Here is a 12,971-nt window from a genome sequence, read left to right on the forward strand (position 1 = left end):
TAGGTGTTCTAGGGAAAAGTCGGCAGAGACCGGGCCGGCAGCGGCTCGGCCGCCATGGTCACGCATAGCGCCACCACGGCGCCACCGTCCGGATCGAAGTGAAGTGCAACATCGTAGTCACGCCCTGCATGTCGCACGCGCGCAACCGTCGGATCGCCGGCACGCCGGTCGAGCCGCGCCGCCACGACGACCCAGGCCAACGGGCCGCCGGCGAGTCCGGTGCCCGCGGCTTTGGCCGCCGCTTCCTTGGACGCCCACAGCGCCGCGGCACGGCGCAGGTTCTCCGCGTCGTGCGACGCGTCGAGCCACTCGCGTTCCTCGGTGTTGAACGCGCCGCGGATCAGCGCATCCAGGCGCAGGTGTTCCAGCCGCTGGTAGTCGATACCGAGCGCAACGCCAGGATCGCCGGCGACCGCATAGGCATGACCGCGGCTGTGCGCGATCGAGATCGCCGGAGGGGGCGTCGCCACCGACGCGCAGTGGATGCGCGGGCGGCCGGCGGCATCGGAGATGATCTCCAGGTCGGCCGGCGCGAGCGATGCGTTGCCGCGCAAGCGATACCAGTCACGCGCGGCGTCCTTGGCGGCCAGGCGTCCCATCAGCCATTCCTCGCGACGGGCACCGCCGGCAGGAAGGGTTTCGAACTGCGCGAGTTCGCGCCGCGTCAGGCACATGTGTGCCACCACGCGCTTCCAGATGCCGCCGCCTTCGTCGAGCATTCCCGACGGTAGCGGTGCCACGTGACGCACGCACAGCTCCGCCGGCAGGCGCGTGGCCAGCGCCGGTTCGCTCAGCGGCGACGCCGACGGATTCGCACGGAACGCCGAGAATCGATCGGCCACTGCGAAGACGCGGTCTTCCCAACCCTCGGCCCGCATGATCACGCGGCCGTCCTCGTCGATCAGTTCCCAGCGCGCTTCGAGCTGGGTGTCGCCGTCCATGCGGATGCCGCCGCGGCAGGTCACGCGTGCACCCGCGGGCGGCGGCGGCGCGAACAGTTCCAGCGATCGCACGCGGAACGGAAAACAGTTGCGCACGTCCTCGTACCGTTCGCGCAGCCAGAAGCCGGCGAGCTGTCCTGCCGCATCGAGCAGCGCGGCATCGAACTGGAACCGCGGCGCGGGGCTCCCCGCGAAATAGTCGTGCGTGGGCAAGGTGCCCAGGTCGGCTTCCATGCCGCCGGCGCCCCAGCGCAACACCTTCTTGCAGCCCTGGAGCCGCGGGCCGTGGAACATGCCGTGCCGGTAGATCTGTCCGTCGACATGCCAGCGCGGTGGCTGGTTGTCCTCCGTTCGCCACGGCGTGGGCATCGGCGCTTCGGAATGCTGCGCAGCGAACCGCACCGTTCCTTCGAACACGAGCACGCCGTCCGGCAGCTTGGAATCGCCGGGGCAGAACACGCGACAGGTCACGACGTCGGCGCCGGGCGCGCGCTCGGCGACGATCCGCACGGTCACGCTGCCGTCGTCCAGCGAAAGCCAGCGGCTTCCGCGGGCGTTGTCGATGCCGACCAGCACCCGGTCCCTGCGATCCACGAGACGGGTTGCGGCCTCGGCGAGCAGTTCCATGCTGAACGTGAACGGGACCACCGAAAGCGGACGCAACGACGGATCGTGCGCGGAGGGCGTCGCGCCAATCGCGTGATCGAGCAGGAACAGATCGTTCGCCAGATCGAAGCGCCGCTCGATGACGATGCGATCGGCCTTGCGCTCGACGACGACGCCCAGCAACGGAAACTCAGGATCGAAGCTGTTCGTCACGGTGGCGACGATCGACGCCGGCACCGGAACGGATGCCGCGGTGGCAAGACCGAGGACGCGCGCCTGGCTGTCCAGGAATTCCCGCATCAGCGCGAAATGCGCGTGCATCACGGCGGCGCGCGGATCGGCCGACGCCAGCGCGGCGGCCGACGCGGCGTCTTCCTGTAGCGCGACGCCCGCAGCCGGCACGCTGGAGGCGACGCCGTTCGGAAGCGGCCTTGCGAAGCGCTCGGGCAGGCGCACCGTCGGCATCGACAGCGGCAAGGTCAGCATCGGACGGCCCGGCTTGCGCGGCGGCGCCTGCAGGTCGACCGACGCGATGCCGCGATGCGAATAGAGACGCCGCGGATCGAAGGCGTGTCCTGCGACGAACAGTTCGGCGAGCGCCGCGTGCAACTGGCTCGCTCCCGATTTGCGCCGGTTGTTGCTCGCCACTGCCAGCACGCCGCCCTGCCCGCGCAGGATGTCGGACACGAACGCGGTCAGGTTTCCGCTCGGACCGATTTCGACGAAAGCGCGATATCCGTCCGCATACAGGCGCTGAATCGTCTGCGTGAAGCGGACCGGGCTTTCCCATTGCCGCGCGGTGAGCGTGCAGATGCCCGCCGCGTCGCGCGGGAACGTCGCCACGCTGCAGGCGCTGTACAGCTCGACCTTCTCCAGCGGCGCAGGGATCTCGACGTTCGAGTAGTAATTGAGGATGGCGTCCGCCATCGGGCGGAACGCCGGCGTGTGGTAGGCGCGTCCGAACGGCAGGGCGACGCAGATCGCACCCTGGGCCGACAAGCGCTCCTGCACGGCGCTCGCGGTTTCCGCCGGACCGAACAGGACGACCTGGTTCGGACAGTTGTCCATTGCCAGCACCAGGCCGTTGCGCTCGGCCAGCAAGGCTTCGCGTGCGGCCGGTTTGAGACCGCCGACCGTCAGCAACGTGCCGGCCAGGATCTGTCCTTCGCGATCCAGCCGGCGGGAGATCGCACTCAACGTGCGGATACCGTCGAGCACGCGACCGCGATCACGATCGCCGCGTGTCCACGCCGCCAGCGCCGTGTGCTCGCCGGTGCTGTGCCCGAGCATCGCCGACGGCACGACTCCCAGATCCGTGAACAGCGAATAGAGGCCCAGGCTCGCTGCGAAGACGCTCTCCGAACCCACGTCCATGTCGAACAGGCGCTGCTCGATCTGCTTGCGTCGCGCCGCATCGATCATCGTCGGCGCCGGAAACAGGATCGCGGCCCTCGAATCGCCGCCGGATCCGAGCGCGTTCTGCTCGATGGTGTCGAACCAGTCGCGTACCTGCGGGAAGCTCATGTAGAGATCCGCAAGCATCTCTGAGTACTGGGAACCTTCGCCCGGGAACAGGAAGCAGAGTTTCCCGGCCGGTGCGCCGGCGCCGTAGTGGACGCCGTTGCGGGTGCGGAAAGGCGCCGGCGTCTCGAGCCGGCTGACCACGAGGTCGAGCTTGGCGGCGAGCTCCGCTGCATCCGCCGCGATGATCGCGAGGCGATGCGCGCCCTGATGCCAGAGACCCGCACAGGCCTGCGCGACTTCTTCGAGCGTGGGCGGCAGCTCGCTGCGCAGATGGACGAGGACCAGCTGGATGCGACGGATCAGCTCGGGCGCCGAATCGGCCGCGAGCGTGACCAGCTCCGAGCCACCCGGTGCATGCAGCACGGACACCTGCGTGGAACGCGCGGCGCCGCAATATTCCTCGAGGATCACGTGCGAATTGATGCCGCCGAAGCCGAAGGCGTTGACGCCGGCACGGCGCGGCGTCGCGTGTCCATGCACCCAGGGCCGTGCCTCGGTGTTCAGGTACAGCGGCGTCTTTTCGAGCTCGAGCTGCGGGTCCGGTTCGTCGCACAGCATCGGCGGCAGCACCTTGTGATGCAGCGCCAGCGCGGTCTTGATCAGTGCCGCCGAACCGCTGGCCGGCATGCAGTGACCGATCATGGACTTGACCGCCGACACGGCGATCTGCGGTCCCTTGCCGCGCCCTCCGAAAATCGTCGAGAGCGCTTCGATCTCGGTCTTGTCGCCAACGGCGGTGCCGGTGCCGTGCGCCTCGATCAGATCGACGGTGCGCGGATCGATGCCGCAACTCTCGTAGGCGCGCCGCAAGGCCAGGATCTCGCCTTCGACGCGCGGTGCGAGCAGGCCTTTGGCCTTTCCGTCCGATGCGGTGCCGATGCCCTGGATCACGGCGTAGATCCGATCGCCATCGCGCTCGGCATCGGCCAGGCGCTTGAGCACCATCAGGCCCACGCCCTCGCCCAGCAGCGTTCCATCCGCGCCTTTCTGGAACGGCCGGATGCGGTCGCGCGATAGAGCGTTGATCAGGCAGAACTGGATGAAGAGCTGCGGCGGCGTGTGAACGTGCGTGCCGCCCGCGAGCATCAGGTCGCAGCGTCCGGACGTGAGTTCATGGATCGCGGATTCGAGCGCCATCATCGTCGAGGCGCAGGCGGCGTCCACGATGAAGCTGGGACCCATCAGATCCAGGCGATTGGCGATCAGGCCCGCGATGACGTTCGGCGTCAGCACGCCGACGTGCTCGCCGGTGTGCGGAGGGAGCTGCTGCTTGAGCGCCACGCGCAGTTCGCGCATGTCGGTCTCGCTGAAATCGGGGCGCAGCTGCTGAACGATGTCCAGCATCTGGTCGAAGAAGAAACCCCGCGCGAGCATTCCGCCCAGCGCCCGGTTCCCGTAGGTCCCGCGGCCGATGATGACGCCCGCCTTCTCGCGATTGAACGGCCGAGTCAGGTAGCCGGCATCGGCCAGCGCATCGCGCGCGATCTTGAGCGTGATCAGGTGATCGGGATCGCTGCCCGCGGCGACACTGGGCATCACGCCGAACGATTGCGGATCGACCTTGGCGAGGCCGCGCAGGAAGCCGCCCTTGATCGTGTAGGTGCGATCGTCGGCCGTCGTGTCCTTCTCGAAGTAGGGACCGACCCATTCGGGATCGGCATCCGCGACCGCGTCGACCTTCGCCAGGATGTTGCGCCAGTACGTTCGCGCGTCGGGCGCGGCCGGATAGCAGCCGGCCAGCCCGACGATCGCGATCTGCAGCGGCTTGCTCACGGCCCTGCCGGGGCGATGCGCGTCGTGCTCGTGGATTGCGGACGCAGGATCACGGTCGCACGCGAGAGAACCTTGCGGCTTCCGCTCTGCACCAGTTCCACGGTCACGGCCTGAACGTCGGGTTCAGAGTGCGTCGCTGCACGCGCGCGCAGCTTGCCTCGCATCGTGGGCTGGGCCGGCAGACGGACATCGCGCAACTCGGCGACGTTCCAACCCGTCCAGGCCTGCGCGACGAACTGGGACATCGCATCCTTGAGCGCAGCACCGTCGGTTTCGCTTGCCGCGTCGTCGAGACGAAGCTCGGCGGTCACCGCGCCGCCCGCCACCACCTGCAGCGCGTCCAGTGACCAGCCACGACGACGATCCTCGGCGGCCGCTTCGCCCCAGGGGCCACGGCCCGCCACCAGCTCGACCTCGTGTCGCGGACCATGTTCGAGTTCGTCGCGGAACAAGCGCCGGCCGGCTGCAACCGGGATGGGTTCCATGCCGCGCTCGCGCAGCGCGCGCTTCACGCCTTCACTCGCCATGCCGGCGTCCCAGGGACCCCAGTTCACCGAGATCACGCGGGTGTGCGTCCACTCGCGGTGAAGCTGCCAGGCGAGCCGGTTCAGGGCTTCGTTTGCGGCGGCGTAGTCGGTCTGCCCCTGGTTGCCGTAACGGCCGGCGACCGAGGTGAAGAACGCCATCAGCTTGAGCGACGCGGGGCGCAGGCGCTTGGCGAGAATGTGCGCCGGATCCAGCTTGGTGCCGATCACGCGCTCGAACGATTCAGCGGTCTTGTCCGCCAGCCGCCGATCCTCGATCACGCCGGCGCCGTGGATCACGGCGTCGATGCGCTTGTAACGATCGTAGAGCCCTTCGATCAGCCCGCCGAACGAGCGCTCGTCGCGCACATCGCAGGACACGTAGTCGACTTCCGCACCGGTCGCCCGCAGGCGCTTGAGGTTGGCGCGGATCTCGCGATCCGTCAGCACCCTGCCGAGCGCGCGATCGATCTCGACCGGCCTGGGCTTCTCGCCGCGATGCCGTGCGGCCGCCAGCAGATGCCGGCGCACGTCCGCTTCACTCACCTGCGCGGCCAGGCCGACGTCTTCGGCACCCGGCTCGGGCGTGCGTCCGACCAGCACCAGCCGCATGCCGGGGCAGGCAAGCTCTTCGAGAATCTCCGCCGTGATGCCACGCGCACCGCCGGTGGCGAGCATCACCCATCCGCTCTGCGGCGTGACCGGCTGCGGAAACGGATTGGGCGTCAATGCCTCTTCGACCGTCACCGAACCGAAGCGCTCGGTGCCGATGTAGCCGGCCTCGGGCTCGGCGCTCTGCGTGAGCAGTTCGGCCACGAGCAGCGAGGCGATTTCCTCGTCGGTCTGGCCGTCGAAATCCACCGCGCGGGCGTGACAGCCCGGGAATTCCGAACGGACGCAATTGAGCATGCCGTTGACGCCGCCAGCGATGGCGCCGCCCTGCCCGACCGCATCGCGTCCGAACGTTCCGCCAAGGCGGCTGGCGGCGATCAGGCGAAGTTTGGGCAGCTCGGCGATGCACTGGAGCGCGTGGAACAGGCTCAGCAGGTCGCGGTGATACATCGACTGCCAGGCCGCGAGATCGGCGGCATCGCCGACCTCGAGTCCGTGGAGATGCAGCAGGCCGCGCGCAGGACCGTGCTGTTGCTGCGCACTCTCGATGGCGGCGCGCAGAGCCTGCGCGTCGGTGGTGTCGAGATGCACGGCGATGAGCTTGCGCGCCGTCAGGTCTTCGAGCACACGCCGGGAAATCGTTCCCTTGGGTCCGAGCAGCAGCACCAGACCATCGGGTCGTTCCTCGCCGTGCAGTCGCGGCGCGGAACGCGCCTTGACCACGAATCGAGGCAAGGGGGCCGCCGTTGCGTCCGCTTGTGCCGCGACGCTTTCCTGCACCGCGGACGTCGCCAGCGTATTTGACGACGAGGCCGAAGCCGCAGGGACCGCCGCTTCCGAATGCCGCAGCTCGGAGAGGAGCTGATTGAGCGTGCGTGCCTTGGTCAGCACTTCCATGCGCGACTGCAGGGCAGCGCCCTGCGCGCCCGGAAGGCTTTTCTTCAGCGCACCGAGAATCTCGACGCGCTTGATCGAATCGATGCCCAGGTCAGCTTCGAGATCCGCATCCATGCCGAGCATGTCGGCCGGGTAGCCGGTGCGCTCGGCGACGATACCGACCAGCAGGCTGTTCAGGTCGATCAACGCGGGAGCGTCCACGACGACCACTGCCGCAGGCACCGCATCGACGACCACCGTGGCGGCGATCGGCGCTGACGAAGAAGGCAGAAGCGCCAGGATCGAGCTCAGGCTGCGCGCCTTCGTGAGCGCCTCCATGCGCGACTGCAGGACTTCGGAAACGCCGGCGGGCAGAGACTTGCGCAATGCGCCGATGATCTCGACGCGCTTGATCGAATCGATGCCCAGGTCCGCTTCCAGATCGGCGTCGAGCCCCAGCATGTCCTGCGGGTATCCGGTGCGCTCGGCCACGATGCCCAGCAGCAGCGCCGAGAAATCCAGCGCGACGGCCGGCTGCGCCACGACGACCACCGCGGGTGCGGCCACCGCAGGCGCAGCGGACGCAACAGGTCCCAGCTCATTCAGGATCGCCTGCAGCGAACGCGCCTTGGTCAGCCGTTCCATCCGCGACTGGACGGTGCCGGCGGCTTCGGCGCCCAGCGCCTTGCGCAGCGCACCGATGATCTCGACCCGCTTGATCGAATCGATGCCCAGGTCGGCCTCGAGATCTGCGTCCATGCCGAGCATGTCGGCCGGATAGCCGGTGCGTTCGGACACGATGCCGAGCAGCAGAGCCGAAACGTCGAGCTGCGCAGCGACGACTGCGATCGGCGCGGGCTGTACGACCGGCACGGCGATCGACGTTGCAACGACCACGGGAGCGGCGACGCGCGCCACCACCGGTGCCGGTGCGGGAGCCGGCATCGCGGGCATCGACATGGCGTCCATCATCCCGGCGACCGGGACCGAGGGCGTCGCGCCGTTGAGATACTGGCTGACCACGCGCTCCTGCAACTGCAGGAACTGGCGCATCGTCTGCTGATAGGCGATCAGCGCCTCGCTGGTCAGCGATGCAGACGGCGCGACCGGCTGGCTCGACGGCGTCGCGCCGACGCCGGTCGCGGGAAGACTCGCGCGCACGCGCGCCTCGACGGCGGCGTCGATCGCTGCCCGCGCCGTTTCGGCATCGGCACGCGTGAGCGCGGGCTTCTTGCCGGTGCGGTGGACGGGATCATCGATGGCACGCGCGCAACCGCCGCTGACCATCCAGGTGTGGCGCGGCAGCGCACGCGGACGTGCGAAGTCGGCCAGACGCGACAGCTCGAGCCGTTCCAGCTCGCGGCCGGAGAACAGGCTCTGCACTTCGAAGTGCACGCCGGCGATGAACAGGTCCGCCAGCCCGAGCAACAGGCCGCGCAGACCGCCGCCCGATGCATCCAGAGACGTCGCCACGGCATCGCGACCCGCGAGGGTCTGACGCGCCATGTTCGAGCAGATGCCCTTCGGGCCGAGTTCGACGAACACGCGGCAACCGGCCGCATACATCGCTTCGATTTCGGTGACGAACTCGACACTGCTCAGCAGATGTCCGTCGAGCAGACGCTGCATCGCTTCGGGCTGGCGCGGATACGGCGCGCCGCTGGAATTCGAATACACGTCGATGCGCGCCTCGTTGAAACGCGTCGCATGGATCGCCTCGGTCAGCGGGCCACGGGCCGGCGCGACGAGTTCGGTATGGAAAGCACCGGACACCGGCAGCAGCGTGGCGCGAAGGCCGGCTGCTTCCAGCTTCTGAACCGCACGGTTCAGGGTTTCCCGCGGACCGGAAATCACCGACTGGTCCGGGGTGTTGTGATTGGCCACGCGAACACCGTCGAAACCACCGATCAGCGCCTGCACGCGCTCGCGACTGCCCTGCACCGCCGCCATGCCGCCAGGAACGGAGGACTCCGACGCCGCCGCCATGGCCGCGCCGCGAACCGCCGACAGTCGCAGGAAATCTTCCGTGGACAGCACGCCGGCCGCCATCAGCGCGGCGTATTCGCCATAACTGTGTCCGGCGCAGGCGCTGGCCTGCAGGCCCAGCCGACGGGCGAGCTTCAGATAACCGAGCGCGGCACTGCCGATGGCCGGCTGCGCGACGCGCGTATCGGTCAAGGCGGCGAGCTGCGCGGTCTCGGTCTGCGCGTCGAACGGCGACGGCGGGAACACGTAGCGCGAAAGCCCTTCCGGAATCGCGGTGCGAAGGCAGCGATCAGCGAGCTCGAAGGCCTCGCGCACTTCGGGGAAGAACAGTGCGGCCTCGCGGCCCATGTTCAGGTATTGCGCGCCCTGCCCGGGGAACAGGAACGCGACGACCGGCGACGCAGCCGGGACGTTGCGCGACAGCCGCACATTGCCAGGCAGCGGCCGCGTGCCGCCCTGCAGATGGGCGATCGCGGCAGCCAGATCGGCCGCCAGCGACTTGAGGTCGGTGGCGACGATCGCCAGCGCCAGCGCCTGGCCGAGGTTCGACTCCGCCTGGCGCGCGAGCGCGGCGGCGAGTTCGCCGGGGCGGATGCGCGATCCCGGCTGCACCTGCGGGACCAGACGTTCGAGTTGCGCCTGCAGCGACGCGACGTCGGGCGCACGGAACAGGAACAGCTCGGCCGGCCAGCGATTGCTGCCGGCGCTCGCCGCCGTGCCCTGGTATTCCTCGAGCACGGCGTGGAAATTGGTTCCGCCGAAACCGAATGCCGACGCGGCACCCCGGCGCGGATGATCCGGCGTGGACAACCACGGCCGGGCTTCCTTGAGCAGGTAGACCGGCGAACGCGCGTCGGAGAGCGTGTCGATCGGGCGCTCCACGCCGTAGTGCGCGGGCAGAACCCGGTGATGCAGCGCGAGTGCGACCTTGATCAGGCCGGAGACACCGGCTGCGGCCTTCGTATGGCCGAGCAGCGTCTTGACCGAACCCAGTGCCACGGTGCGCGGAGCGGCGCCATCGTCCAGCAGCGTCTGCGCAATCGTCTGTGCTTCGGTGCGATCGCCCACCGGCGTGCCGGTGCCATGCGCCTCGACCAGGCCCAGCGTCGAAGGCGAGAAGCCAGCCTTGCGATAGGCCCGCTTCAGCGCACGGATCTGTCCTTCGGTACGCGGAGCTGTCAGCCCCAGCGCACGACCGTCGGACGAACCGGCGGTCGCCTTGATGACGGCGTAGATGCGATCGCCATCGCGTTCGGCATCGGCCAGACGCTTGAGCGCGATCATCGCGACGCCTTCGGAGATTGCGATGCCGTCGGCGGACTGGTCGAAGGTTCGCGGCTTGCCGGTCGGCGACAAGGCCTGGGTCTTGGCGAACGCGGTGAACGCGTAGGCGGACTGCGTGGTGTCGAAACCGCCGGCGAGGACCAGCGAGCTGCGGCCGCTCTCGAGTTCGTTGACCGCCATGCCGATGGCGGCCAGCGACGATCCGCAGGCGGCGTCGATCGTGAAATTCAGGCCGCCGAAATCCAGACGGTTCGCGATGCGGCCGGCGGCGACGTTGAGCAAGGTTCCCGCGAAGGACTCCTCGGTCCATTCCGGCAGGCGATCCCACACTTCCGGTGAAGGGTTTTCGACGAAGCGCGGCAGTTCGGCGCGAAGCGCGTACTGCGCGCCCAGGTCACCTGCGCCACCGCCCGCACCCAGGATCACCGAGGTGTTCTCGCGATCGAACTGGCCGTCGGAATAACCGGCATCCGCCAGCGTGCGCGACGCGGTTTCGAGCGCCAGCAACTGGAACGGATCGATGGACTTCATCGACTTCGGCGGAATGCCGAAGCGCATCGGATCGATGGGGACTTCGTCGAGGAAGCCGCCCCACTTCGAGTAGACCTTGTCCGGCGCCTTCTGGTCGGCGTCGTAGAACTGTTCCCAGTCCCAGCGATCCTTCGGCGCCTCGCGGATCACGCTGATGCGATCCAGGATGATCTGCCAGTAATCGTCGGCCGAGTCCGCCTTGGGCAGCGTGACGCCGATACCGACGATGGCGATGTCCGAGGGCTTGGCCGCCTCGACGCGCTGCGCGCGGTCTTCGCGCGACTGCTCGAGCAGCTGCTGACCGCCGTTGCAGACCGCGCCGTGCAGTTCTTCGATCGACAGCACCGAATCCCTCAGCGTGGCGACCTGGCCGATCATGAACATGCCGTCGCGCTGCTGGCGCTCGGCGCTGATGTCCACCAGCTTGCCGTCGTGATCGCGACCGCGACCCTTGGAAGCCACGCGCAGACGACCCAGGTTCAGATCCTCGAGCTCGTCGCGGATTTCTTCGACGCTGCGACCTTCGCGCATCAGCCGTCGGCGGGTCTCGTGGAAATCGCGGGCGAATGCCGTATCCACGCAGCGCGTGGCGTGGCCCGGCCCGGATTCGAGATTGACCGTGCGGGCGCACTGCAGAGCGGCCTGCTGGAATCCCTCGACCACGGCACCGCTGGCGACGATCTCGCGCGTGAACAGATAGGCTGTTCCCATCAGCACGCCGACGCGCATGCCGCGATCGGCGAGCGGGGCCGCCAGGCTGGCGACCATGGCGCCGGACAGGCCGTCGTGCAGACCGCCGGCGAACAGCACGTGAATCTTCTTTTCCTCGCCCGCCGGAACATGGGCGAGCAATACCTCGATCATCTGCTCCCACAGCGGGAAGCTCGCAAGCGGCCCGACGTGTCCGCCGCACTCGCGGCCCTCGAACACGAAGCGGCGAGCGCCCTGTTCCAGGTACATCTTGAGCAGGGCGGGCGCCGGCGCGTGCAGGTACGTCGCGATGCCACGCTTCTCGAATTCTTCCGCCTGGTCGGGACGACCGCCCGCGATCAGCGCGAACGGCGGCTTGCACTTCCAGACTTCGGCGCACTGTTCGTCGCGCAGCGCCTGCGGCACGAAGCCGAGCAGGCCCACGCCCCAGGGCGCGTCACCCACCTGTTCGCGCGTCTGCGCGAGCAGCTGGGCCACTTCCGGGCCTCGCATCAGGGCAAGTGCCAGGAAAGGCAGCGCGCCGCCACGGGCCACTTCGCCCGCGAACGCGGCGTTGTCGGAAACGCGGGTCATCGGACCCTGCGCCACCGGGAAACGGGTGCGGTGCGACGCAGCAAGCGGGCCGCCTTCGTCGAGGAACGCGAGTTCGGCCGCCCGATCGATCTGCCGCAGCGACTGGCGACGCAGCGTCTGGACGAAGCGGACGACACTGCCGTGCGCGTCGCGCGCGCCCACCGCCAGACCGATGGCCTGACCCAGAGGGAGCGCCTTGTCGGCACTCCAACCACAGTTCGCCGCGATGCCGTGGACCCAGGCATCCCCGTCGATGGCACCGGACTCGGCCTCCCGGGCCAGGTCTTCGACCGCCTTGAGCGGCGCGCTGCCCGGACGCGCATAGGCGCGCAGCGGATGACCCAGCGACTCGCCGAAGACACGGCATTCCGTGCCGTTCAGCCGCGCCAGCTCGTTCCGCAGCGCCAGCGGCAGCGGCGACTCCGACAGCAGCATCAACGCATCGTCGACCACCACACCGGCGGCTCCGGCCGCGCGGCAGGCCGCAGCGCTGCGCACGCCGATGCCACCTTGTGCGAACAGCCGCTTGCGCAGCTTGCCGCGCAACTTCTGCAGCAGGATGAAGCTGCTGTCGTCGCCGACCCAGCCGCCTGCCTCGTTGCCGCGAGCGATCAGGCCGTCGCAGGCCGACTCCGCGATGGCGGCGTCGTCGGCGCGAAGAATTTCACCGAGAACGTCGTGGGGCACCGCGGACGCGACCTGGGCGCGCAGTTCCGCGTAGCTCTCGGCCGGCCCCGCCAGCACCAGGGTCAGGTGCCGGTTACCGGCCGACGCGAGGAGGCGTCGAGCCAGTGGCAGCGATCCTGCAGTGAAGCGCAATCCGACGCGCGATTCGGTCGTGGCTAGCAGGCGTTCGAAGTTCGCCGCGGCAAGGGTCTCGTCGCCGGCGAACTGCAGATCCAGGATTCCGATTCCACCGGCACGCGATACGGCCACCGCCAGCCCTGGATGGGACAGGTCGGCGGGAACGACACCCAGCACATCGAACACAGTCGGATTCACGGTCACACCCTCGTTTCCGTTGCTCCCC

The 12,971-nt window shown here is 68.8% G+C and carries 2 protein-coding genes; both read right to left on the bottom strand.

The features are described from left to right. Positions 1-8: 8 nt before the first annotated feature. On the bottom strand, positions 9-4,844 hold the full coding sequence (locus DFR24_RS07080) for a type I polyketide synthase (RefSeq protein WP_133880590.1): 4,836 nt from the start codon (positions 4,842-4,844) through the stop codon (positions 9-11). Continuing rightward, a complete protein-coding gene (locus tag DFR24_RS07085; RefSeq protein WP_246051540.1) occupies positions 4,841-12,943 on the bottom strand; it encodes a type I polyketide synthase in 8,103 nt (2,700 codons plus the stop codon). Before DFR24_RS07085 ends, DFR24_RS07080 begins: the two co-directional genes overlap by 4 nt. Positions 12,944-12,971 lie beyond the last annotated feature (28 nt).

It is taken from the genome of Panacagrimonas perspica (genome assembly GCF_004364935.1).
Classification (GTDB): Bacteria; Pseudomonadota; Gammaproteobacteria; order Nevskiales; family Nevskiaceae; genus Panacagrimonas; species Panacagrimonas perspica.